Consider the following 23,710-nt stretch of genomic DNA (forward strand, 5'->3'; position numbering starts at 1 on the left):
GAATGTTTATACAGTCAGCTTTTTAGCCATCGTTATCTTATGTTTAATTAGGTGGATTTACTTATCTCTACAATCTTGACTTTAAGCATACCGCGATTCAACTTAATAGTTAATTCTTCTCCAGGAGCTAACCCCTCAGTCGAGCGCGTCAGACTTCCGTCATTTTGTTTTACGATCGCATAACCTCTTTGTAACACAGCTTGAGGGTCAAGTGCCGCTAACTTTTCTCGTAACATTTGACACTGTACAGTTGCCTGTTGTAAACTTCGCGATGTAGAAGGCAGACGTTTTAATCGATGCTTTAATCCTTGACATTGTGCTTCTGATTTGTATAAACGCTGCTCTACAGCTTCTATTAATGTTCGCACTCTTTGGCGATGTTGAATATATAAATTAGCAATATCTGGCACAACTTTTTCAGCGGCGGCGGTGGGAGTGTGAGCAGTTTTATCGGCAACTAAGTCCGCTAAAGATTCATCTCTTTCGTGACCAATACCTGCGATCGTGGGGATAGAACAATTAGCGATCGCGCGTACCACCCGTTCGTCATTAAAACAAGCCAAATCTTCCACAGCGCCGCCACCCCGTGCTAAGATAATTACATCAGCACGACCATCTAATTCTACTCTTTCAATTGCTGTGGCAATAGAAGCTGGCGCTAATTCTCCCTGCACCAAAGCAGGTGATAATAATACCCGCAAACCGGGATATCGCTGAGTGAGAGTGCGTTGAATATCTCCCCAAGCAGCAGCAGTTGGTGAAGTGACAACAGCCACAGTTTGAGGATGTATTGGAAGCGATCGCTTTCTGGTAGGATCGAACAAACCCTCAGCATCGAGGCGCGATCGCAACTGCTGGTAACGCAGAGCTTGCAACCCTTCCCCCGCCGGTAGCGCTTGCCAAACATTCAATTGATATTCTCCCCGCGCTTTATAGACGCGGATGCTTCCCAAAACTATCAACTGTTCCCCTTTGACTGGCAATTGTACCAACTTTTCCCGCTGAGAGTTCCACGTCACGCAGCGAATCACAACCGGATTGTCGCGATCGCATAGAGTAAAAAATAAGCCACTGCGGTATTCTGAGACACTCGATACCTCCCCCGTTACCCAAACGAGGCGCAGATAGCTGTCATCTTCCAACAATGCTTGAATGTAAGAAGTAACTCCAGCGACAGACAAAGCCGTATCAGGAATGAGGCGATCGGGAATAAGTGAAGTCATGGATCGGGAAAATTTAATCATTACTATCTAACTGGTAAGATCCGTATCAATAGCAATATTCTAATATTCTAATTATAGGCTACTATTTATAATGTACAAAACTCAAGTTGTTGATTAATCTCACCGAAAATCAAATGATTTCACTGACTATGCTACGCCAACAGGCGGCTACCATCGGCATTACCGAGGCAGAAGCAAAAAAATATGGCGATCTTCGACATAAAAGAACTTGGACGCTAGCAATCGAACACCATCAGCAAAACGCACTTTCTCCTCAACAAACCCCGTCAATATCACCAATTGAACTGAATGATGATATTGAAGCCATAGCCAACGAATATGAATCTCCTCCTGATGAAGTAATACAAACAGATTCTACACCAAAAGCGCTTAACTCACCTCCACCAAGTAATATTAAATCCTCGGAGATAACCAAGCAAGATGGAGCTTTTGAACAAGTTGTTAAAAATCATATTAAAGCGCTAAGAATAGGATCGGGATTGAGTGAAAACCAGTCTCATTCGCCGATAAAAGATTGGCTTTGTCCAGAATGCGGCGGACAGGAATTAAACTGTTACCTGTGCAGAGGTGTAGGCAATATCGATGAGATTGCAGCTATAGGTTGGACACTAGCCTATATGGAAATGCTAGGCTGTTCTCCCACCGAAATAGCACCCCTAAGAAGTTTATCTCCTTCACCCAATACCTTGAAATTGAGTCTAGAAGTCTGTCTCACTATCAAACAAAGTACCGAGATTTTAAACCGTACCGAGAAGTGGGTACATCAGCAATTAGTTCCATCTCTCTCTCATGTTTAATATAGCAACCGCTTTCGTCTGGATGATAGCACTACCATACATACATTGTTTTACTTGGCTCGTTTCTGTTCGCTTCGCATCCGCAGAAATTCCGCGAACACAGCTATCCCTCCTGAGACTAGCATTAAGATTACACTCAGAGCATTAATATCAGGCTTAACCCCAGTCCGAATCCGGCTAAAAATTTCTAGGGGTAGAGTTGTTGAACCGCTTCCTGCTGTGAAACTGGCAATTAAAAAGTCATCCATACTGAGCACAAAAGAGAGCAAGCATCCAGATACAATCCCCGGCATTAATTGCGGCAACAAAACCTTTATAAAAGCTTCCACCGGAGTTGCCCCTAAATCGAGAGCAGCTTCTTCTAAATAGGGATTAAGATCGGCTAACCTCGTAGAGACAACCAGACCAACATAAGCTAGACAAAACACTATATGAGCCGCTACAATTGTCCATAAACTCAGAGGAATAGCTACTGCTGCTAAAAATACTAGAGTAGCAACTGCGATCGCGATATCGGGAATAATTAGCGGCAAATAGGAAACGCCTTGATACAAACTCTTACCAGGAAACTTGTAACGAGCCAAACCTACGGCCATTAAAGTACCGAAAACTGCGGAAATTCCGACAGCACAAAAAGCCACAATTAAGCTATTTTGTAGTGCCCCTAAAATCCTCGCATCGTTAAATAACTTGACGTACCAATTTAAAGTAAATCCTTTCCAACCAGCACTAAATGGAGACTTATTAAAACTATAAAAACTCAGTACGAAGATGGGCAGGTACATATAGAAAAACATCAAAGCTGCAAATACAACCTGCCAAGAAACCCGAAATTTAGGTTTGGGGTGCAACATATCTAATGGTAATTCCTCCTCTTGATTGCTCACAGCTTCTCCATCAAGTGATTTTTGTAATAGTTAACAGTTAACAGTTAACAGTTAACAGTTAACTGATTTAGATTGCTTTGCGATCGCCATACTTCAGCAAAAGCGCGATCGCGATACTCACAGCAAAAATTAACACCATACTCATAGCAGATCCCAGCCCCCAATTTTGAGTTGCTCCCAAAAATTGATTGTAAATCAATCTAGCCGAAGTCATGCTGGAAGCGCCCCCCAACAATTCTGGATCGACAAAATCTCCCAAACTGCTGATAAATACTAGCAAAGAACCAGCCGCAATTCCAGGCATAGTTTGCGGTACAGTCACTTTCCAGAAAGTTTCTACAGGATTCGCACCCAAATCCGCAGATGCTTCCAGCAACCGCCGATCTAGCTTTTCCAGAGAAGCGTAGAGAATTGTAACGATATAGGGTAAATAGCTATAGGTCATACCAATTAAAACAGCAGGACTGCTATTGAGCAACTCTACAGGGGGGAGCCCTAACCCCGTCAGCACCGTATTGAGTACACCCGTAGGTCGCAGTATGGTAATCCAAGCATAAGATCGTAACAGAGAAGAAGTCCACAGCGGCAGTACAAAGCCCAGCAAAATTAAATTTCGCCACCGCTTTGAGACATTAAGGGCAATCCAGTAAGCAACTGGAAATCCTAATAGTAAACAGAAGAAAGTTGTACCACTTGCGAAAGACAAAGATCTACCAATTACTCTTAAGTTAGTCCAAGAGAATTTAGACAACTGGCATTTATCAAAGCCAAAAACGCGGCAATAGTTTTCAATTCCCGAAGGATTTACCAAATCTCCTGGTTTAATATTGGGTACTAAACTTAATTCTAAAATAACTAGAGTTGGTAGTACCAGCAATAGAGCTAACCATAAGCCAGAAGGCCCCAGCAATGTGAAAGGCCCGATTAACTTTGACCAAATTTGACCAACAATAGTTTTAAATCCAGAATTAGGTTGCGAAGAATTTTTAGTCGATACAGCCATAATTGGTAATTGGTAATTGGTAATTGGTAATTGGTAATTGGTAAGTAGAAGGAAGAAGGAAGAAGGAAGAAGGAAGAAGGAAGAATGCTTATACAGTCAGCTTTTTAGCCATCCCGATCTTATGTTTAATTAGGTGGATTTACTTAATTGGTAATTAGCGATCATTAGCTGTTGGTTGTTATTTTGTGTTTTTTTACTATCAACTATCAACTATCAACTAATAACTATCAACTATCAACTATCAACTAACAACTAACCACCAACAACTAACAACTAACAACTAACCACTAACTATTCACTTGTAAGTTTAGTCCAATATCGGTCATAAACCGCAGTAACTTCACCCACAGGAGCGATACCTTGACACTTTGCTAAAATCTCCTCTGGGGGAAACAAAATTTTGTTTTCGCGGACTTCAGGCTCTAACAAATTAAAAGCCTCCTCCGAAGGAGTAGAAAAACTCAGTCGATCTACTAAAGATGCGGCTACATCTCCTTGCAGCATAAAGTTTATCCATTTATAAGCTGCTTCAGGATTGGGAGCAAATTTGGGAATTACTAGGGTGTCAGTCCACAGGGAAGAACCACTTCTAGGTACGATATACTGCAAATTAGTATTTTCTGGAATTACCTCATTAGCATCTGATGAGTAACACATTGCTACCATTAGATCTCCAACTAGCATTTGAGGTCGCCAAGCATCTGTAGTAAAAGAAGCTAGGTCTGGTTTTAGTTCCGATAATCTTTCATAGGCTTCTCTAATTTCATTAGGATTCGTTGTATTTAAAGAGTAGCCTAGCATCCGCAGCGCCGCTCCCATCACTTCTCGCAAATCGTTTAACAGCGTCATTCGCTTAGATAATGCCTTCTGATTTTTCCAGAGATCGTCCCAATCTTCGATAGGATACTTAATTTTTTCGGTGTTGTAAATCAACCCAGTAGTACCCCATGCTAAGGGTACGCTATAGCGATTTCCTGGATCGTAAACAGGACTTTGGAATTGCTTTATGAGCCGATCCAAGCCTCCTAAAAGTGAGCGATCGAGTTCAATCAGTAAACCCAATTCGCTCATTAGGAGCACCATGTAGTCAGAAGGGTAAATAATACTGTATGCGCTACCACCACCGGCCTGAATTCGAGCCAACATTGCTTCGTTGGAGTCGAATACATCTGCGATGACTTGGATACCTGTTTTTTCTGTAAAGCGATCTAGTAGAGCCTTATCTGTGTAGCCTTCCCAAGTATAGATATAGAGTTTGTCAGAAGCACCTTTACTAATGGGAGCAGATTGCACGTCTGCCAGTCGCCAGCCGCAGCTAGAAAGGGTCAATCCTGACAAGGCTGCTGCCGATGTTTGTAGGAATTTGCGCCGAGTTGGGCGTGTGCTGTTGAGCCTATAAGTCGGTAAATTAGTCGGAGGCACAGATTGAAAAATTGGTAATTGTTAACTGTTAACTGTTAACTGTTAACTGTTAACTGTTAACTGGTAATTGTTAACTGTTAACTGTTAATTGTTAACTGTGGTGATTACCTTTGATCGCTTAAAGCAAGGCAATCGGTGGTTCCCCAATAAGCATAGATGGGTGTGTGAGCATCGGGAAACGAGCCGCCTGTATTTGGTTGACGGACTGTGATGCGATCGCCAGAAACCAACTCGACTACGTAGTGAACGTGAGTCCCCATATACATTGTGTGTTTCAGCCGCCCCTCAAAGCAATTTACCGAGACATCAGGCTGATAAAGATTTAGATATACTTTCTCAGGGCGCACGCTTACCACTGCTGATTCTCCCGTCCCCCCACTCCACATATCGGATTGCTGCACGACTATTTTCAGGTTACTCTTAGTCCGAATAGTCAGAGTTGAGCGATCGCTTGCTTCTACTCTCCCCGGAAATAAATTCGTATCCCCAATAAAATCTGCCACAAAGGCCGTCTGAGGACACTCGTAAATTTCCTCTGGAGAACCAATTTGTTCGATCCGACCCTCGTGCATCACTGCGATGCGATCGGAAAGGCTCATTGCCTCTTCCTGGTCATGCGTTACCATCACAAAAGTTAAGCCCAAGTCTTGATGCAAATTAGACAACTCTACCTGCATCTGCTTTCGCAACTTCAAATCTAGAGCTCCTAGTGGTTCATCTAACAACAACACTGCTGGGCGATTGACAAGGGCCCTTGCCAAAGCTACCCGCTGCTGTTGACCTCCTGAAAGTTGACTGGGGAAGCGGTTAGCAAAAGATTCCATTTTCACCAGCCTCAAGGCTTCTCGCACCCCTTCCTCAACCTCAGCTTTTCCCTGTCGCTTAATCCGCAACCCAAAAGCAATATTTTCCCAGACGCTCATGTGGCCAAATAGAGCATAACTTTGAAACACCGTATTTACTGGGCGGCGGTAGGGAGGAGTATTAGTCATCGACTGACCCCGAATCATCACGTCCCCAGCCGAAGGAGTCTCAAATCCAGCCATTAACCGCAGCGTCGTAGTTTTACCGCAGCCAGAAGGCCCCAGAATACTGAAAAACTCTCCCTGACGGATATCGAGGTCAACTCCTCGCACTGCCGTCTCGCCGTTAAACACTTTGAACACTTTGCGGAGTTCAACGTCGAATCCAGTTTCCGCTACTGTTGTACCTTGGTTGAGTGCAGTCTGAAACATAAGTGGCTTTTCCTGACGGTAATGCACGCTGGTTCAATACAATTTAGTTTAAACTTTTCTGTATTTTAGGGGAGGTCGGTAAGGATAAATAACTGTAAAGAGTTTTCCTTCACCTCCGATGTTGATTTTCTTAACGCTCCGCAGGGGCGGTGCATAAAGCTCTGTTGAGGTGGATTAGTTATCCTTGGGTGTTGGGGTTTGAGTTGGGGTTTGAGTTGGGGTCGGATTTGGGGTCGGATTTGGAGCCTCCTGTTTGTTTTGTTCTTGCCATTCTGATAATGGGCGATCGCTGGCTGTTTTAAAGTCTATCGGCACTAGGATAACAGATAAATTTTGAGGTGGCGGTGATGGCGGATCGACTTGAGCGTAGAGAAAACGATTGCTGAATTCGGGTTTACCTAAGATTAAATGATGAGTCTGTTGGTTGTCTAACTTAATCTCAATTTTAGCTTGGGGTTGGTCGAGTCCAAATTCTGAGAGTGTCGCGGTGGGGATACTGAAGGTGCGATCGCTCTTCCCTGTCGTCAGTCTATCCAGCAAAAAGTCTACGGACGCTGGATTTGCTGCTTGTTGAACTGGTACTTTTATTTGCCATTTACTTTTTCCATTTTGTGTATCATTATTTCGCTCAATTGTCAATACTTTTTCTTTAACTGTCAAGGTAAAAGATTTTACCTGGTCAGTTTTGAAATCAAAGATTTGCTCTTGTTTCGCCTTAGCCGCTTCTCTCTCAGGTTTGCCTTTAATTTCATAGAAGTAAACGAACCCACTCAAGCCCAAAGCTATGACTATCAATGCTAAAGTATTATTCTTGAATTTCATGTTAATTGTTAATTGTTAATTGTTAGTTGTTAGTTGTTAGTTGTTAGTTGGTAATTGGTAATCGCTAATCGCTAATTGGTAATTGCTAATTTCTTTGCTAATCGAAAAAATTTCTCCCCCGCTCCCCTGCTCCCCCGCTCCCCATCCTTGGAGCAATTTCTGGCAGGGGTGGCAAAGTGATAATCAACTTAGATGGGCCGAAATTTCGCGATCGCAAGGCTCATTTTCTCTATATTGCACTCCCGTTGATGTTGCTGGGGCATTGAGCAAAATCTGGTTAAAGCAACCCGTAGTTTTAGTTGGCGGGGCCTTGGATTTAGACCCAAAGGCTCTGATTTATCGGCAAGCAGTAGGACTTCCAGACATTACCTGCGTCAAATTTTCACCCGATCGCCATAGCGAGCTAATTCAACTTTACGTTCCCGATCGGCTACCCATGCCCAATACACCGCAATTTCAGGGTGCTGTGATTCAGGAAATCCGCACAATGCTGTGCATGAGCGCGTCGGTTCCGGGGTTAGCGGTATTGCTGATTGGAGATGTACCCCTTAAGGCTCAGGTGGGTGCGATTTTTGCTTCTGAGTTTGGTTCTAGGGTGCAGGTGGAAAAAACCGATTTGGATGAGAACGGGATTTTGGTAACAGGGTGGGAATTTTGGCGGGAACATCAGGGGAAATTGCCTGTTCCCTATATGCTGGCGATCGCAACTTTGCCTTTACCTTCCTTGGAAAATCCCCTAGTAGCGGCGCGAGTAGCTTACTACAAAGAACAGCGGAAAGATTGGTTTCGCCAATATCTATTACCAGAGGCTTTAAATGAGTTGCAGAGGGCGATCGCGCCTGTGCGGGAACGTCAGGGGGTGGTTGCTCTTTTTGATAGTCGCGTACTCCATCGTAGCTATGGCAATCAAGTTTTAGCTGCCCTGAGCCCCTTAGCTCGAATTGACTATTTAGATACTACTTGGCTAACTCAAGCTTAAGAAGACTTTTGATTTTCTTAACTAAAACGAGATGTAGATTAATAGTTTAAATTATAAACACTCCCCGATAGCTCAGAAAACTGACCATGAATAGAGCTTCGCGCACCATCTTAATTGTCGATGAGTCTTCTGGAGATCGAGAACTCTATAGGCGCTATCTACTGCGCGATCGCGAGTATGACTACACCATCCTGGAAGCAGGGATGGGGCAACAAGGGTTAGACCTCTGGCAGCAACAACAACTAGATGCTGTTTTGCTTAATTATCGCTTGCCCGACTTGGATGGAATTGACTTTCTAAGTAAGCTACAACCATCCAAACAAGGGTTAGGTCTGCCTGTAATTGTGATGACTAGACAAGGGAATGAAGCGATCGCCATTCAAGCAATGAAAGCAGGCGCACAAGATTATCTGATTAAGGAGCAAATGACTGAGGAAGGGTTACATCTGGCAGTCAATAGAGCAATTGAAGCAGTACAGCTACGTACCCAACTGCAACAGCGGATCGATCGAGAACACCTAGTCGCACAGATTACCCAGCAAATTTCCCAATCGCTCGATTTAGACCAAATTCTGCAAACAACGGTGACAGAAGTGCGAGAATTTCTGCACGCCGATCGCGTCCTAGTTTTGCGATTGGAACCAGATGGCAACGGGAAGGTAATTGCAGAATCGGTGAGGGAACAATGGCGATCGCTACTCTCCTCCACTATTTACGATCCCTGCCTTGCTGAAAACTACGTTAGACAAAATCAAACGGAACCTATAAACTACGATTCTGCTTTTGTCAAAAATCATGTCAAACGCTATCGTCAAGGTGATGTAACAGCAATATCTGATATTCAGGATGGCAGTATTGAACCCTGCCACTTTGAATTATTGGCTCAGTTTCAAGTCAAGGCTAATCTGGTTGTGCCGATCCTGCACGACGAGCAGTTTTGGGGATTGCTGATTGCTCATCACTGTCTCGCCCCGCGATCGTGGCAGCCTTTAGAGATTGAATTGCTTAAAGAATTGACAATCCAGGTGGGTATCGCCCTACGGCAGGCAGAACTTTATCAGCAAGCAAAGCATGAATTAGCGGAACGCCAGCAGGTAGAAGCAGCACTACGGGAGAGCGAAGAACGCCTACAACTGGCACTGAAAGCCTCTCGCATGGGAACGTGGAACTGGAATCTCCAGACGGGAAAAATTACCTGGTCAGATAATCTCGAAGCCTTATTTGGACTGGAACCAGGAGAGTTTGACGGCTCCTTCGAGATGTTTGTGGCTCGGCTGCATCCCGACGATCGCGATCGCGTGGTAGGAGCAGTAGATCGGGCGATCTCGACTGGGGAAAACTATGATATTGAATTTCGGATAGTCTACCCCAACGGCACTATGCGGTGGACAATGAGCCAGGGCAAGGTGCTTTATGACCAAAATGGGCAGCCGATGGAGATGACTGGCATCGATCTCGATATCACAGAGCGCAAACGATCGGCCGCAGCTTTGTATGCCAGTGAGGATCGCTTCCGTCAGTTGGCCGAGAATATTAATGCGGTGTTCTGGATCAAAGAGATACCCGAAAACCAAGTTTCTTATGTTAGTCCTGCCTATCAACACCTGTGGGGATTGAATCCACAAGAATTATATAAAGATCAACAGGTATGGGTCGATCGTATTTATCCAGAAGATCGTGAAGAGGTTAACAGAGCATTTCAAGAAAAAGCAGCCGCAGGAAAATTTGATGAAGAATACCGCATTGTCTTAGCAGATGGCAATATTCGCTGGGTTCGCGATCGCTGCTTTCCGCTGCACGATGAGACAGGAGAAATTTATCGGTTTACAGGCATTGCCGAAGATATCACCGATCGCAAACATTCTGAACAAGCTCTGCGAGAAAGTGAAGAACGCTTCCGCACGTCGGTTGACAATATGCTGGACTGCTTTGGAATCTACAGTGCTATGCGGAACGAGCAGGGTCAGATTGTCGATTTTCGGATTGAATATGTCAATAATGCTGCCTTTCTAAATAATCAAATGACTGGTGAGGAACAGATTGGGCGCGGGTTGTGTGAGTTACTGCCCAACCATCGCGAGAGTGGCTTGTTTGATGAGTATTGTCAGGTGGTAGAAACGGGGCAGTCGCTCGTCAAAGACAGCCTGGTTTATGAGGATGAATACGGACAACAACGCTTAGTTCGAGCGTTTGATATCCGCATTGCCAAACTAGGCGATGGCTTTGTTGCCACTTGGCGAGATATCACCGATCGCAAACAAACCGAAGTAGAACTTCAGGAAGGACGGACACAACTGCAACAGCAATTAGCTGAAATTGAAGCCATTTATCAAAACGCTCCCATTGGTTTAGCTATCTTAGATACCGATCTGCGGTTTGTCCGAATTAATCAGCGACTAGCGGAGATTAATGGTTATTCCGTTGAAGCTCATCTTGGTTGCACAATTCGTGAGTTGCTGCCGGATCTTGCTGATGCTGCTGAGGGAATCCTGCGTCCTATTCTAGAAACCGGAGAACCCCTGCTCAATGTGGAAATCCGGGGGGAAACTCCAGCGCGGCCCGGTGTGCCCCGCATCTGGTTAGAACACTTTTTGCCCCTCAAGCATAACGATCGCATCATTGGCATCAGCACAGTATGCGAAGAGATTACTGAGCGAATACAGACAGAACTCCTCTTACGGGAAAGCGAAGAGCGCTATCGTACCTTATTTGAGTCGATGAATGAAGGCTTTTGCGTCATCGAAATGCTGTTTGACGAACGCGACAGGCCCATTGATTACCACTTGCTAGAAATTAATCCGGTATTTGAGCAACAAACGGGACTCAAACAAGCGCAGGGTAAAACGGTGCGTCAGATCGTTCCGAATCTGGAAAATCATTGGTTTGAGATTTACGGCGACATCGCACTCACAGGGAAACCTGCCCGCTTTGAAAATGGCTCCCAAGCAATGAACCGATGGTTTGAGGTTTCCGCCTTCCGGGTTGGGAAGCCAGAAAGCCGTAGAGTTGCCATCCTGTTCAAAGATATTAGCGATCGCAAACAGGTGGAGGCAGCATTACGCCAAAGCGAGGAACGCTATCGGTGTTTGGCAGAATTAATTCCACAATTGGTCTGGACAGCTAACGCCGAAGGAGCGTTACTGGATGTTAATCAACGCTGGTCTAACTTCACGGGGTTAACGCTGGAACAAGTTCACATAAATGGATGGGAACAGGTTGTCCATTCGGAAGATTTACCCGCTTTGTTTCAAGCTTGGACGGAGGCGGTACAACAGGGCAGTTCCTATCAAGCTGAAGGTCGGATGCGGCGAGCAGATGGCGTGTATCGCTGGCACCTACACCAAGCAATTGGGCAAAAGAATGAGCAAGGTCAAATTGTTAAATGGTTTGGTACTGCCACTGATATCGAAGCGCAAAAACAATTAGAAGTAGAGCGCGATCGCCTATTGCAGTTAGAGCAAACCGCACGGGAAGCCGCAGAACGCGCTAACCGCATCAAAGATGAGTTTTTAGCAATTTTGTCTCACGAGCTGCGATCGCCCCTCAATCCCATTCTGGGCTGGACAAAACTGCTACAAACTCGCAAATTCAATGAAATCAAAACTGCTGAAGCCTTAGCTACTATTGAACGCAATGCTAAATTACAGTGCCAACTGATTGATGACTTGCTGGATGTTGCTAAAATTCTGCGCGGTAAACTCAGTATAGATACTACTCCAGTCAATCTGGTATTTGTCATTGAATCTGCGATCGATACAGTCAGAACAGCAGCAGTTTCCAAATCAATTCTGTTACATCCGGTACTGCCAAATATTGGGCAAGTTGCTGGGGATTCTACCCGCCTTCAGCAAATAGTTTGGAACTTACTGTCTAACGCCATCAAATTTACCCCCAACGGAGGACGGGTAGACATCCGAATAGAGCGAGTTAAAGATAGCGCCCATATTATTGTGAGCGACACGGGCAAAGGCATTAACCCTGCTTTTCTCCCATATATTTTTGAGTCGTTTCGCCAGGAAGATGTTTCAATTACTCGCAAGTATGGGGGATTGGGGTTGGGATTAGCGATCGTCCGAAATTTGGTTGAGGCCCATGGAGGAACTATCTCTGCCGATAGTCCGGGTGAAGGATTGGGAGCTACGTTTACTGTCAGATTGCCATTGTTAAATCTTGCACCAGAATCGAATCAGACCAACAAATTATTCGAGCAAGAACCTGACTTGACTGGAATTCGAGTCTTGACTGTTGACGATGACCTGGATGCCCGTGAGTTACTGACGGTAATCCTCAGAGAATACGGATCGCAGGTGATGAGCGTTTCATCTGCTGCGGAAGTTTTTACGGCTTTGGAATCCTTTCAACCCGATATTTTAATCAGTGATATCGGTATGCCAGAAATTGATGGGTACACACTCCTGCAACTGGTGCGAACTCTATCTCCTGAAAAAGGTGGGCAGATTCCCGCGATCGCGCTGACTGCCTATGCTGGAGAGGTAGACCAACAGCGTGCTTTAACCGTTGGATTTCAACGGCATATTACAAAACCCCTTGAGCCAAACCAATTAGCTCAAGCTGTGGTAACGCTTATGAGGGCTAATTAATTTCTCTTTTCCCCCTTCCCATATAATGTAATTTCAGTTGAAATCTAAAATTACCCTACAAAGATTATGGGCGAATCCAAACGTCGTAAAGAAGCTCTCAAAGACGAATACGGCAAAGAACAACCAATTCTTTCCTGGCTACCAATCACAAAAAGCCAAAGTGAAAGTTTTATCAAGTGGACGACTAGAGGAACCTGGCTCGGCATTGGCCTGTTGATTGCCTGGTGGCTGGCAGTGCGATTAGTGGGCCCATCTTTCGGCTGGTGGGAAGTCAACTGACAAACCTCTCTCTCTCCTCCTTCTGGCTTACTCTGCGACAGTTCAAAGAGATTTATAGCCGCTATTAGATATTTGTATCTCTAGGATTTCCCCGGCCCTGTCAACCTCGCTCAGGAACAAGATATTTGTCTCTTTAGTCCCTGAAGCTAAAGGGATTCAGTAAATGTTGCTGTTGATACTTTGCTGAGATTGTTAGTCAGTTAACCTAAGACAACCAAGCTGAAGGAGTTATTACCCAGATGATTTATTCAGCATAGTGAAGTTATAGTAAGCATACACCTAAACCCAATTCTTAAGAAAAAATAAAATTGGGTATTAAAATTAAGGTGTGGTGATAGGAGGACAACTGTGTTTCTGAGACTTGCAGAGCAACACCGCAAATTCGTTCAAGACTTGGTGATGAACCTTCAAGCCTTGGCGATCGTGCTGGAGAAGCGAGGGTATTTGGCATCCTGCTACACTTGTGGGGGTCAAATGAACAGCGCCTCGTTTATGGTCAGCTTGGCGGACAATCACCTAATTCGGTTTTTAGTATCGGATTATGGGATTACTTGGACAGAGATGCGGGATGACCGCGAATTAATGAAGCTGGAGGGTGCTGAAGCCATCAGCCAGCTACAGGAACTAGCAAACCTGGTGAAGTACCAAATCCAACCCTCAGAAGCTGTCCCAAAGGCGGCCCAGCGAGTTTAGCCAGTGGGAGGTCAAGGGGTTGGAAGTTTTGCACAGGAGTAGCATTCCCGATCGCAGTAGGATTGGAAGCCCAAAATGTTAGTCTAGAGATGGACGATAAAGACATTAAACATTGGGTAGCCCAGCCTGCTGCGATCGCTGTGAGTGTCTGGGCTGCCTAGTATTGGATTAACTTGCAGGCTATGACGCTTTTACAGTCTAATTGGGAACATTTTTTTGTTGAAACGAATAACATCCGCTTGCACTGCGTTACCCAAGGCCAGGGGGAGCTAGTTTTACTCCTTCACGGGTTTCCAGAGTTCTGGTATTCTTGGCGCTATCAAATTCCGGCCTTAGCCCGTCATTTCAAAGTTGTAGTACCAGATTTACGGGGCTACAACGATTCTGACAAACCTGAGAGCGGCTATGATTTAGATACTCTGTGCGCTGATATTCGGGGTTTAATTGACCGTTTGGGGTATGTAAGAGCTCACGTAGTCGGTCACGATTGGGGAGGAACGATCGCCTGGCACTTAGCTCAAAAGTTTCCCCACTATCTCAATCGCTTAGCAATTTTAAACGCGCCACACCCTCAGCGTTTTGTCCAAGAAATTGCCAGCAACCTAGATCAATTCCGCCGTAGTTGGTATGTTTTTGCTTTCCAGGTTCCCGGTATCCCAGAGTGGATCATCCAGCAAAACTTAAAAGATTTTGTCAAAGCTGCCCTGCAAGGTCAAGCAATTCGTAAAGGTGCTTTTAGCGCTGAAGAAACTAAGATTTATCAGGCCGCTTTAGAAAAGCCTGGAGTTTTGGGGGCTGCCCTCAATTATTATCGGCAATTATTTAATCATTTGGCCTGGAATTGGGGTCAGAAGCCTGAGCTAGTAACTGCGCCAACTTTGGTACTGTGGGGCGAAGATGACGCTTTTTTGAGTAAAAAGCTCACGGAAGGATTAGACCGGTTGATTGCGGCTCCCTTTCAGCTAAAATTAGTTCCCCACTGCGGGCACTGGATTCAACAGGAAGCACCCCAAACTGTAAATCGGGAATTACTTAATTTTCTGCGGGATGCCCCTGTGTCTTTGGCGACGACTTAGATTATCCTGCGATCGGTATAGCTAGGGTGGGCGTTGACACAATTTATCTTGTTATCTTGTGTCAACGCCCAATATCCGCCCAGCTACAATTTAAACTTCTTCTACATCTTCTGCCTCTTCACTATCTTCTGCATCAATAGGAGCAACGGAGTTAGCCGAAACAACGGCTCCGCTGGCTAGTTTTTGGCGCACTAACTGCTCAATTTGAGTTTTAAACTCAGGATTTTCGTCAGTATATTTAATCGTCGTTTCCCGACCTTGACCGATGTTGTCGCCATTGTAACTGTACCAAGAACCTTTTTTGGTAATGATTCCAGTTTCTTCTGCCAAGTCAACTAGACAGCCTGTAGTCGAAATACCTTTGCCAAATACGATGTCAAATTCAGCAATACGGAAGGGAGGAGCAACTTTATTTTTGGCGACTTTGACTTTAACGCGGTTGCCATACTCTTCTGTGCCTTTCTTGAGGCTTTGAATGCGACGGATATCAAGTCGCACGCTGGCATAGAATTTGAGAGCGTTACCGCCCGTTGTGGTTTCTGGGTTGCCGTAGGTGACACCGATTTTCTGCCGTAACTGGTTGAGGAAAATGACAGTACAGCCAGATTTACCAATATTACCAGTGATTTTGCGGAGCGCTTGGCTCATTAGCCGAGCTTGCAAACCCATGTGAGAGTCGCCCATGTCGCCTTCGATTTCAGCGCGAGGTACGAGGGCGGCTACGGAGTCAACGACAACTATATCAACGGCGACGGAACGGACGAGTTGATCGACAATTTCCAGGGCCATCTCCCCAGTGTCGGGTTGGGAAACTAGGAGATTGACAATATCAACGCCGAGGACTGAGGCGTAACTGGGGTCGAGGGCGTGTTCGGCATCAACGAAGGCGGCGATACCTCCTGATTTTTGCACTTCTGCGATCGCGTGTAGCGCTAGCGTGGTTTTACCTGAACTTTCTGGGCCATAGATTTCAATGACTCGACCTTTAGGCAATCCGCCGCCCAAGGCGATGTCTAGTGTCAAGGCCCCACTGGGAATAGTCTCTACCCTCATCCGGGTAGCATCTCCCAGGCGGACGATCGCTCCTTTGCCAAAGCTGCGCTCGATTTGATTGAGCACTAGGTTCAGGGCTTTTTGCTTTTCGGGGTTATCACCAATTTTTATAGCCATTTGCTTTCTAACTTACAGTAGAGGGCGGTGGTGCAGAGAGGGCAGAGTTACTACCATGACAAATGGTATGGTAGCAGTTATTTTAGTCTGTCGGGGGGGGCTAATATCTATATTCAAGAATGTTCTCGATATCGGCTGGTTTTGCCTGCTGTGTTTATGGCTTGGCGGCTAGTGAAACACTGATTTTCCCTTCAGACTCTTTAAAGTTTTATATCATACTTTGATTTTTTTGTCAACTTCTACTTCTCAGGGGATACATGAACCCCTAGATAGGCTATTAAGGTGAGTGATGCCTAAGTCCTGTGCTTGCTATCGATCGCTTTCATAAAATTCTGACAAAATGCCTATAATTTCGTTGTTTTTAATGTCTTCTCGGTCAGATTTTGAGTAAATAGTTAATAAAATGACTCTGGTTGCTGACTTAACTTGATAAATCAGTCGATAGCCGGAACTTTTCCCTTTTTGGATGTTGGTATTTTTGACTCTTGCCTTCAAGATGACATAATCTTCACCCATGCCGGAAATGCGGTTTCCGACAAAATCTCCCACTTGTATTTGCTCGATAATTGGCTGAATATCAGCACGGATATTGCGATATCTCTTTGACAAAGCATATAAACCTTTTTCAAATTCATCGGAAAACCGGATAGAAATTGGATCGGATTCATTCGTCATCGATTCCATCCCACATTTCAGAAAGAGGTCTGGTGCGTCCTTCTTTAGCTTCCTGCAAGGCTGTCCTGAGACTAGCTTTGATTTCTTCTATAGGAGTATCGTCAGGATCATTTTCGAGTTCTTCTGTAGCTTCTGAGAATAGTACAATAATTCGCACTCGACTGGGGGTTTCTCCCTCTATGGGTTGGTCGAGAGACACTTGACCTTTTTCATCAATTGTTCCTGTTACTTCAATAGCTCTCATTTGTTTCATCTTAATTTCAGTTGGATTTAGCATAACACACCTTTGGTAATTGGTAATTGGTAATTGGTAATTGGTAATTGGTAATTGGTAATTGGGATACACAGATTTTACAGATTCCTCTGATTTCACCGACTAAATAATCATTCCTCTAAAATCCGTGTAATCCGTGTAATCGGTAAAATCCGTGTTCATGATTGGTAATAGCTAATAGCTAATCCTACCCATCTTCCCCATCTCAACTATCTTCCCATCTTCCCCATCTTCCCCATCATCCGCTCCCTTCTAATCAACAACTAAAAGCTGTACAACTCGATTTAATTCTACCGAATGAGAAGCTTTAAATAAAATGCGATCGCCAGCTTTTACAAACTCTTGCAAACGCTTCGCCATCATCTCCCGTGCATCAACTTGGGTGATATCTCCTAGTTCCACAAAAGGCAAACCAGCCGCACCAGTTGCAATTGCTGAAGCTTCTTCAAAATCTGCCAAGATAAATAAAGCATCCAGATTTAATTCCCGTGCCTTCTCGCCTACTTGTCTGTGAAACTCAAGCGATCGCTCTCCCAACTCCTTCATCGTACCTAACACTGCTATATGCCGCTTTCCGGGAGTATCTGCTAATAACTTCAAAGCCGCAATCATCGATTCTAAACCTGCATTGTAAGTCTCATCTAGAATGACAATATCATTAGCTAACTCGTAGCGTTTCGCCCTTCCTGACGGTAAGTCCACTGACAAACCGCCTTTTAAAGGTTCCCAACTTACACCTAGAACCTTTGCCACTGCTAAAGCTGCTAAATAATTTACCGCATTATGACGACCTGGCAAGGGTAAAGGTAAGTTAATACTATCAATAGATATTGTTCGATCGTCAATCAATTCAGGGCATAAATTGCCCTTTTCTAAGCCGTAAGCCAGAGTTTCTCCTTGCCAAACTTTGGCAGCAGTTGCCATTAATAGAGCGTTGTCACTGTTTAGAATCGCGATGCTATCATTGGGCATTTCAGCCAATAACTCGCATTTGGCTTGTGCGATCGCCTCTCTGGAACCCAGCCGCCCAATATGGGCTGTACCCACATTCGTAATTACTGCAATCGTTGGTCGCGCAATTTGAGTTAAAAATGCAATTTCTCCAGAGGCACGCATTCCCATTTCAATGACAGCATAGTGATGGGACTCTGACAGTTCTAATAGAGTTTTTGGTACTCCGATTTCATTGTTATAATTTAATTGAGTTTTGAGGACATTTCCCTTGGTTGTCAAAACCGCTGCAATTAATTCTTTTGTAGTAGTTTTGCCCACAGAACCAGTGACGGCAATTACTGGAATATTAAATTGGTCGCGCCACCAACGAGCGATCGCCTGATAAGCTTTTAAAGTATCCTCAACTCGTAATAGTGGCAGATCTAAACCCTCGCTTTCCCAACTGCGATCGACAACAGCCGCGATCGCACCCAATTCCAACGCCTTAGCCACAAATTTGTGGCCGTCAAAATTTTCTCCCCGCAAAGCTACGAACACTTCACCGCCTTTGAGATTCCGTGTATCTGTCGCGATCCCCGTTGCGATCGCACGATCTGACTGTACAGGCGGTGCAACAGCCAAAATTTCAGCTAATTGGGCGGGGGTTACGCAACAAACCATACTACCAACACTCACACTTCAAAATTATTTAGCTTAACTATTCTAAGACAATAGAAGCCACAAGTTATAAATTATTAGTTGAGAATGAAAAGATTTAGGCAACACTAATCATTTAGATCGTCCAAAGGAAGAATTTTCCCTAACTTATAAAAGTCCTAAGTCCTACTTTTGATAATCCGCCGATCGTCGTACCTCTGATTCCTCAGTGTAGGGATTGCACTGACTCATTTATTTATTCTCTATCCGTGTATGTACTTAGCATCTTCAAAAAACTCAATCGGGTAGTAGCTGCGATCGCGATTGAAAACCCTAATTTTAGGTCTCAAAAAGGCTGTAGCATCCCCTCTAAGGTCTTGACCCCCTCATCCCGTCACCTAAAGCGAAGATTTACGCAAGGTTTATCCAAACTTTACAAATTTTAGAGTAATTTTTAAGCCTACTACTTGAAAGTAGCAAGCACTTCGTGTAATCTTTAATTTAGGACTTAGTTGAAAGTTGAAAAAATAATAATTAACTTAACCTAAGATCGAGCGCCCAGCAATCCCAAAGCAGATAGCGCTAAAAAATTCTAGCTAAGCGAGGGAAGGTGACTTCAAGTGAACAATACTTTAAAAGAGGGTTACAACCGAGAAAGCCATCCAGAAGAGCAGCTACTCTACAACCACTGGCTAGACCAAGTGCAGCTAGAGCAACCACCGGAGCTCATAGAGCGCTTTCGTAGTTTATTTATTGAAGGTACGGGATATCCCGATCCCGAAATAGCGGCGGCTCTTGAAAAGCTGATCGCCTCTAAAAATTCTGGAGAGGAATTTAAATTTATCCTCAACCGTTGCTGTCATATCCTGATTAATCGCTGGCAGACATATCCTGCCAAGCATACAGCCATCCCCGAATTAATCGGTCTATTTGAATGTATCCCTTATAACCCAGCCGCAAAGTATTTACGCAACCGCACCAAAATAGGGCTACCTGAATTAGTCAAACAATTCACTCAAACTGAACAGTACGTCACCCTACAACGCTTGGCAAAAGTGATGAGCCAAAGCCGAGAAGCAAACAGCAGCAGCAACAGCAACACAGCCCAAACCAAGCCTTTAGGAACATTAATTCCTCGATATCCATACTTATATAAACACTGTCTGCTCAGTGAAGGAAGCCCCTACGAACACCAGAAAACCATCAAAAAAATTCAAACTGAAAATCAGCGTAAATTTGAAATCGATCTCTCCCAATATGTAGCTCACGCAGTGAGAAAATCCCAAATAGCTCGGAGAGAAACTTCAGTATCTTTCGGGAGAATTATACAACCGATAAAAAACCCCACTCTTTTGAACGATGGCGAACTCTTTTTTGCCCTCAAACAATTTATTGGCAAAGTCGAAGGAGCCGACAGCTATCGGAATTTTGCCCACCGCTTTCTCAGCAATACCAATTACAACCAATCTTATCGCAGTTTTAAAGATGACTTATACGAATACCTGATTACCACCACCAATGACTCAACCTATGGCAAGCAGCAATTTAACGAAAAACTCTATAAGCAACTAAGAAACACCTTTCCCCAATGCGACTCCCAAAAATTCACTGACTTCTTAATGATCAGAACTTGCAGCCAAATGTTGAACTTTCTAGTAGTGGAAAGTCCTCAGCGGCCCAATCACTTTGTATTTATAGACCTAATTTCTAACGTGGGTGCAACCCAAACAACCGGCCTCCTGCTCAAAATTGTGCTGATTTGCCGTCAAGTCAAACCCTATCTAGAAAAGCGGTTTGCAATTCTATTCAATCACTACGAATCCACAGCACGAGAAGGAGTTCTCTGGTTAGTCAAAGGTCTAGAAAATCTAAACTTAGCTCTGAGTACCAACTTTGGCTCAGTTGACCTCTCTTACCTCCGCTAGGAATAATGAGGGGTCAAGTAGGGGATAAAACCCACGAGCGATCGGCAATTTTATGTTAAAGTATCAGTTATGAATCAAATTCAGTTGTAGGCTTTGTTTACTGCTACAGAATTCTCAAAAAAAGCCCCCTTTTCTGTATCAACAGGCATTTCTCCAACACTGAATCTTTACATAATTTAATGTCGGGAGGAATTATATGTCGCTCTATGTAGGTAATCTTTCCTACCAAGTTACCCAAGAAGACATCATTACCGTCTTTGCCGAATACGGAACTGTCAAGCGCGTACACTTGCCTACAGACCGTGAAACTGGTCGTCCGCGAGGGTTTGGTTTTGTAGAAATGGCAACCGATGCAGAAGAAGAAGCAGCTATTACAGCTCTCGACGGAGCAGAATGGATGGGACGCGAGCTGAAAGTGAACAAAGCCAAACCCCGCGAAGAAGGAGGAGATAGAGGTGGCGGCAATCGCAGCGGTAACGGCGGCAAATCTTCTAGAGCAGGGGGAGGACGCTATTAATTTAGAAACATTAGGATTTAAAATTTAAAATTAAGGCAAAACGGCAAAACGTAAAATAATGCCCCAAATTTTTACTGCCACCTAAGCCCACTGTCCCCCACGAATATCGAGCTCGGCACTCTGCATAAGAGCTGCGGTCAAAATAGCTAGGGGATAAAGTTGGTAGTAAATCTTGAAAACATCCTTAGTATCGTGTAATCTAGAGTTGTGGGATGGATACACAAACTTAAGTTTGGGAAGCAAATTCCTAACCATTTTAAAAGATATAGGGAGATTCCGCGCAACCAAGGAGAGATCGACCCTAAACGCTTGTTGTTGCTGTTGTAATACTAAGATAGCAGCTCATCTTTTTAAGGCCAAAGAATCGCGACCAAGAACCCCAGTAATCTAGTAATAGGGATATTTAGAGCCAAATCTCTAAAAAATTCCATACCCTGTAGGGGTAGAAGTGTCAAAATTCGATAGCCTAGTAATTGCATAATCTTTAATTGGGAATTACAAGGAAGTAGGAAGAATGACTCAAGTGCTACTCGGCGAGAATGAAAGAATTGAATCAGCCTTGCGCCGATTCAAGCGTCAAGTCTCTAGTGCAGGGATTTTGGCGGATGTCAAAAAGCGCCGACACTTTGAAACTCCGCTGGAAAAGCGCAAGCGCAAAGCAATTGCGCGACGACGCGACAGACGTTTCCGCTAAGGGGATTATTCCCTGACTTACATTGCGGGAGCCGTCATGTTCCGATCGTATTAACTGCAAAGTGTGGCATCCGCCCATTTAATTTCCGCAGTTATAAATTAGTAAAGGCGGTCTTTGCGGTTAAGGCAAAGTCCGCTTTTAAATTGTTAATTGTTAACTGTTAACTGTTAATTGTTAACTGTTAATTGTTAATTGTTAAGAACCTATTTATAGCAACCGCCAAAGTGGTTAGGACATTCTAAATTACTGAAAGCTAAATTTATTCCCTTCTTTCCCTTCTTTCCCTAGTCCCTAGCCCCTAGCCCCTAGCCCCTAGATATATTAATGGAAATCGATAAAGAACTGGATAACACCATTTTAAACTTTGCAGATATTCAGTCCGAACTGAACTTGCGGCACGCAAGAGAAGCTCTGCGAGACATAGTAGAAAATATGGACTTGACACCCCAAGAACGTAGCGGACTCGAACCCGCAATTGGGGGGCTACAAAAAATGCTTGACAAGTTAGAACGAACTTGCGTGCAAATAGCAGTATTTGGCATGGTAGGGCGTGGTAAATCTTCAGTTTTGAATGCTCTATTGGGCCAAAATATCTTTGAAACTGGCCCGACTCACGGTGTTACCCGCAGCATGACGATTGGTGAGTGGGATATAGGTCAAGAGGAGATGGGGAGTAGGAGAGATGGGGAGTACGGTAAATTAGAAACTCAGGGACAATTTCCAGTGCTTTCTAACGCTCCCATTATCTATCGCTTATCCCAGGTTGAATTAATCGATACTCCGGGGATTGATGAAGTAGATGGCGAGACTCGCGAAGCTTTGGCGCGTCAGGTCGCGAAACAGGCTGATTTAATTCTATTTGTGGTTGCGGGCGATATCACTAAAGTAGAATACGAGGCGCTTTCTCAGTTGCGCGAAGCTGGCAAACCGATGCTTTTAGTATTCAATAAAATCGATCAATATCCTGATGCCGATCGCATTGCCATCTATCACAAAATACGGGACGAACGGGTGCGGGAGTTACTGTCGCCCGATGAAATCGTGATGGCGGCGGCTTCGCCTTTGATTCCTAATGCTGTGCGGCGTGCTGATGGCAGTATGAATGTCAAAATGACTCGCGGAACCCCGCAAATAGATGATTTAAAACTTAAAATTCTGGAGATTTTAGACCGCGAAGGTAAATCTTTAGTGGCGCTAAATACGATGCTCTATGCGGGTGATGTGAACGAGCAGTTAGTGAAGCGAAAAATGGAGATTCGCGAAGATAGTGCTAATAAAATTATTTGGAATGGGGTGATGACTAAGGCGGTAGCAATCGCGCTTAATCCGATTACTGTTCTCGACATTCTCAGCGGTGCTGTAATTGATGTAGCAATGGTATTAACACTGTCTAAGCTTTACGGAATTGGGATGACAGAAGCGGGAGCAGTAGAATTGTTGCAAAAAATGGCGATTAGTATGGGCGGAATTACTGCGAGCGAATTGGTGGCTAATTTTGGTTTGAGTTCTCTCAAAGGTTTGTTAGGAATGGCTGCACCTGCAACGGGTGGATTATCTTTAGCGCCTTATTTATCTGTAGCCGTCACTCAAGCTGGGGTTGCTGGCGTTTCTTCCTATGGCATTGGACAGGTAACTAAAGCTTATTTGGCTAATGGTGCATCTTGGGGAGATGATGGGCCCAAAGCTGTTGTTAGTAGAATTTTGGCTTCTTTGGATGAGGGTTCTATCCTGAATAGGATTAAGGATGAATTGCGGGCTAAGTTGAATTTGGGAGATGTGGGAAGAGTGAGAAAAGAGCGATAAGTATAGCAACCGCTTTCGTCGGTT

19 protein-coding genes and 1 pseudogene are annotated in these 23,710 nt (G+C 44.4%); 10 read left to right on the plus strand and 10 right to left on the minus strand.

Annotated features, from left to right (window positions below; translation table 11 throughout):
- Positions 1-47: 47 nt before the first annotated feature.
- Positions 48-1,223 (minus strand): exodeoxyribonuclease VII large subunit, encoded by a 1,176-nt coding sequence (xseA, locus tag OSCI_RS26475; RefSeq protein ID WP_007358299.1) that lies wholly within the window; start codon positions 1,221-1,223, stop codon positions 48-50.
- Between the two features lie 134 nt (positions 1,224-1,357).
- On the opposite strand from xseA, the gene OSCI_RS26480 reads away from it, so the two are divergent.
- A complete protein-coding gene (locus OSCI_RS26480) occupies positions 1,358-2,041 on the plus strand; it encodes a hypothetical protein (RefSeq protein WP_234708833.1) in 684 nt (227 codons plus the stop codon).
- Between the two features lie 50 nt (positions 2,042-2,091).
- On the opposite strand, the gene OSCI_RS26485 is transcribed toward OSCI_RS26480, so the two are convergent.
- The 5 genes from OSCI_RS26485 to OSCI_RS26505 all read right to left on the minus strand — a co-directional run bounded on the left by OSCI_RS26485 (position 2,092) and on the right by OSCI_RS26505 (position 7,410).
- A complete protein-coding gene (locus OSCI_RS26485; protein ID WP_173401185.1) occupies positions 2,092-2,895 on the minus strand; it encodes an ABC transporter permease in 804 nt (267 codons plus the stop codon).
- 100 nt (positions 2,896-2,995) lie between these two features.
- Positions 2,996-3,931, minus strand: a complete 936-nt coding sequence (locus OSCI_RS26490) for an ABC transporter permease (protein ID WP_007358302.1) — start codon at positions 3,929-3,931, stop codon at positions 2,996-2,998.
- A 291-nt stretch (positions 3,932-4,222) separates the two neighbouring features.
- Positions 4,223-5,353: an ABC transporter substrate-binding protein gene (locus tag OSCI_RS26495; RefSeq protein WP_007358303.1), complete on the minus strand. Its 1,131-nt coding sequence runs from the start codon at positions 5,351-5,353 to the stop codon at positions 4,223-4,225.
- A 104-nt stretch (positions 5,354-5,457) separates the two neighbouring features.
- Positions 5,458-6,588, minus strand: coding sequence for an ABC transporter ATP-binding protein (locus OSCI_RS26500; protein ID WP_007358304.1), 1,131 nt, complete (start codon positions 6,586-6,588; stop codon positions 5,458-5,460).
- A gap of 174 nt (positions 6,589-6,762) precedes the next feature.
- On the minus strand, positions 6,763-7,410 hold the full coding sequence (locus OSCI_RS26505) for a DUF4340 domain-containing protein (protein ID WP_007358305.1): 648 nt from the start codon (positions 7,408-7,410) through the stop codon (positions 6,763-6,765).
- A 139-nt stretch (positions 7,411-7,549) separates the two neighbouring features.
- Here OSCI_RS26505 and OSCI_RS26510 point away from each other — a divergent pair.
- The 5 genes and pseudogenes from OSCI_RS26510 to OSCI_RS26530 form a co-directional block, all read left to right on the plus strand.
- Positions 7,550-8,389, plus strand: a pseudogene (locus OSCI_RS26510) (helicase C-terminal domain-containing protein); the annotation flags it as partial.
- A gap of 86 nt (positions 8,390-8,475) precedes the next feature.
- The gene (locus OSCI_RS26515; protein ID WP_007358307.1) at positions 8,476-12,990 is read left to right on the plus strand and encodes a PAS domain S-box protein; all 4,515 of its coding nucleotides are present in this window, start codon (positions 8,476-8,478) and stop codon (positions 12,988-12,990) included.
- A gap of 66 nt (positions 12,991-13,056) precedes the next feature.
- The gene (locus tag OSCI_RS26520; RefSeq protein WP_007358308.1) at positions 13,057-13,269 is read left to right on the plus strand and encodes a DUF2839 domain-containing protein; all 213 of its coding nucleotides are present in this window, start codon (positions 13,057-13,059) and stop codon (positions 13,267-13,269) included.
- Between the two features lie 348 nt (positions 13,270-13,617).
- Positions 13,618-13,962, plus strand: a complete 345-nt coding sequence (locus tag OSCI_RS26525; protein WP_007358309.1) for a DUF1815 family protein — start codon at positions 13,618-13,620, stop codon at positions 13,960-13,962.
- A 182-nt stretch (positions 13,963-14,144) separates the two neighbouring features.
- Complete coding sequence (locus tag OSCI_RS26530) at positions 14,145-15,038, plus strand: alpha/beta fold hydrolase (RefSeq protein WP_007358311.1); 894 nt, start codon at positions 14,145-14,147, stop codon at positions 15,036-15,038.
- Between the two features lie 90 nt (positions 15,039-15,128).
- Here OSCI_RS26530 and recA read toward each other — a convergent pair whose 3' ends face one another.
- The 4 genes from recA to OSCI_RS26550 form a co-directional block, all read right to left on the minus strand.
- On the minus strand, positions 15,129-16,208 hold the full coding sequence (recA, locus tag OSCI_RS26535; protein WP_007358312.1) for a recombinase RecA: 1,080 nt from the start codon (positions 16,206-16,208) through the stop codon (positions 15,129-15,131).
- A 309-nt stretch (positions 16,209-16,517) separates the two neighbouring features.
- Positions 16,518-16,883: a type II toxin-antitoxin system RelE family toxin gene (locus tag OSCI_RS26540; protein WP_019486873.1), complete on the minus strand. Its 366-nt coding sequence runs from the start codon at positions 16,881-16,883 to the stop codon at positions 16,518-16,520.
- Positions 16,873-17,127, minus strand: a complete 255-nt coding sequence (locus OSCI_RS26545; RefSeq protein ID WP_007358314.1) for a hypothetical protein — start codon at positions 17,125-17,127, stop codon at positions 16,873-16,875. Before OSCI_RS26545 ends, OSCI_RS26540 begins: the two co-directional genes overlap by 11 nt.
- A gap of 282 nt (positions 17,128-17,409) precedes the next feature.
- Positions 17,410-18,771: a UDP-N-acetylmuramoyl-tripeptide--D-alanyl-D-alanine ligase gene (locus OSCI_RS26550; protein ID WP_007358315.1), complete on the minus strand. Its 1,362-nt coding sequence runs from the start codon at positions 18,769-18,771 to the stop codon at positions 17,410-17,412.
- Between the two features lie 596 nt (positions 18,772-19,367).
- Between OSCI_RS26550 and OSCI_RS26555 the strand changes: the two genes are divergently transcribed.
- The 4 genes from OSCI_RS26555 to OSCI_RS26570 all read left to right on the plus strand — a co-directional run bounded on the left by OSCI_RS26555 (position 19,368) and on the right by OSCI_RS26570 (position 23,686).
- Positions 19,368-20,672, plus strand: coding sequence for a hypothetical protein (locus tag OSCI_RS26555; protein WP_007358316.1), 1,305 nt, complete (start codon positions 19,368-19,370; stop codon positions 20,670-20,672).
- A gap of 196 nt (positions 20,673-20,868) precedes the next feature.
- On the plus strand, positions 20,869-21,189 hold the full coding sequence (locus OSCI_RS26560) for an RNA recognition motif domain-containing protein (protein ID WP_007358317.1): 321 nt from the start codon (positions 20,869-20,871) through the stop codon (positions 21,187-21,189).
- 514 nt (positions 21,190-21,703) lie between these two features.
- A complete protein-coding gene (gene rpsU / locus OSCI_RS26565) occupies positions 21,704-21,883 on the plus strand; it encodes a 30S ribosomal protein S21 (RefSeq protein WP_007358320.1) in 180 nt (59 codons plus the stop codon).
- 324 nt (positions 21,884-22,207) lie between these two features.
- A complete protein-coding gene (locus OSCI_RS26570) occupies positions 22,208-23,686 on the plus strand; it encodes a GTP-binding protein (protein ID WP_007358321.1) in 1,479 nt (492 codons plus the stop codon).
- The last annotated feature ends 24 nt before the right edge of the window (positions 23,687-23,710 follow it).

The sequence above is a fragment of the Kamptonema sp. PCC 6506 genome (assembly GCF_000180455.1).
Taxonomy (GTDB): Bacteria; Cyanobacteriota; Cyanobacteriia; order Cyanobacteriales; family Microcoleaceae; genus Kamptonema; species Kamptonema formosum.

Excerpts from the sequence above, each read along its gene's own strand:
- xseA (WP_007358299.1), bottom strand. The coding sequence starts at position 1,223 with ATGACTTCACTTATTCCCGATCGCCTCATTCCTGATACGGCTTTGTCT.
- OSCI_RS26480 (WP_234708833.1), top strand. The coding sequence starts at position 1,358 with ATGATTTCACTGACTATGCTACGCCAACAGGCGGCTACCATCGGCATT.
- OSCI_RS26485 (WP_173401185.1), bottom strand. The coding sequence starts at position 2,895 with ATGTTGCACCCCAAACCTAAATTTCGGGTTTCTTGGCAGGTTGTATTT.
- OSCI_RS26490 (WP_007358302.1), bottom strand. The coding sequence starts at position 3,931 with ATGGCTGTATCGACTAAAAATTCTTCGCAACCTAATTCTGGATTTAAA.
- OSCI_RS26500 (WP_007358304.1), bottom strand. The coding sequence starts at position 6,588 with ATGTTTCAGACTGCACTCAACCAAGGTACAACAGTAGCGGAAACTGGA.
- OSCI_RS26505 (WP_007358305.1), bottom strand. The coding sequence starts at position 7,410 with ATGAAATTCAAGAATAATACTTTAGCATTGATAGTCATAGCTTTGGGC.
- OSCI_RS26515 (WP_007358307.1), top strand. The coding sequence starts at position 8,476 with ATGAATAGAGCTTCGCGCACCATCTTAATTGTCGATGAGTCTTCTGGA.
- OSCI_RS26520 (WP_007358308.1), top strand. The coding sequence starts at position 13,057 with ATGGGCGAATCCAAACGTCGTAAAGAAGCTCTCAAAGACGAATACGGC.
- OSCI_RS26530 (WP_007358311.1), top strand. The coding sequence starts at position 14,145 with ATGACGCTTTTACAGTCTAATTGGGAACATTTTTTTGTTGAAACGAAT.
- recA (WP_007358312.1), bottom strand. The coding sequence starts at position 16,208 with ATGGCTATAAAAATTGGTGATAACCCCGAAAAGCAAAAAGCCCTGAAC.
- OSCI_RS26540 (WP_019486873.1), bottom strand. The coding sequence starts at position 16,883 with ATGACGAATGAATCCGATCCAATTTCTATCCGGTTTTCCGATGAATTT.
- OSCI_RS26545 (WP_007358314.1), bottom strand. The coding sequence starts at position 17,127 with ATGAGAGCTATTGAAGTAACAGGAACAATTGATGAAAAAGGTCAAGTG.
- OSCI_RS26550 (WP_007358315.1), bottom strand. The coding sequence starts at position 18,771 with ATGGTTTGTTGCGTAACCCCCGCCCAATTAGCTGAAATTTTGGCTGTT.
- OSCI_RS26560 (WP_007358317.1), top strand. The coding sequence starts at position 20,869 with ATGTCGCTCTATGTAGGTAATCTTTCCTACCAAGTTACCCAAGAAGAC.
- rpsU (WP_007358320.1), top strand. The coding sequence starts at position 21,704 with ATGACTCAAGTGCTACTCGGCGAGAATGAAAGAATTGAATCAGCCTTG.
- OSCI_RS26570 (WP_007358321.1), top strand. The coding sequence starts at position 22,208 with ATGGAAATCGATAAAGAACTGGATAACACCATTTTAAACTTTGCAGAT.